This is a genomic window from Jatrophihabitans lederbergiae (assembly GCF_031845305.1).
Taxonomy (GTDB): Bacteria; Actinomycetota; Actinomycetes; order Mycobacteriales; family Jatrophihabitantaceae; genus Jatrophihabitans_A; species Jatrophihabitans_A lederbergiae.
The window spans coordinates 1-255 of record NZ_JAVREH010000263.1; the positions used below are offsets into that span (position 1 = coordinate 1).

The 255-nt window shown below is 66.3% G+C and carries 1 protein-coding gene; it reads right to left on the minus strand.

Annotated features, from left to right (window positions below):
• A partial coding sequence (locus RM423_RS25210; protein WP_311425769.1) for a VIT1/CCC1 transporter family protein occupies positions 1 to 255 on the minus strand: 255 nt, incomplete at both ends.

A 255-nucleotide genomic window follows, 5' to 3' on the forward strand; every position in this document is an offset into this window, starting at 1 on the left:
GGAGCAGGATTGCCAGTAGCGGTAGCAGCGCGCCGAGGGTGAAGGAGCCCGCGGACGCGGCGGCGGCCTGGATGGGGTCGGCGAGGTCATCGGGGTCGAGTTGTAATTCGGCGTCTAGGTGCGCGGCCAGCACATCGTGGGCGGTGAGCTCGGTGGCCACGGTGCTTGCGGTGGCTGGCGAGAGGCCGTTGGCTTCATAGAGCGCGGTGAGTTCGGCGAGTTCTTGTTCAGGTGTTTCGGCAAGTTCCCGCTCTT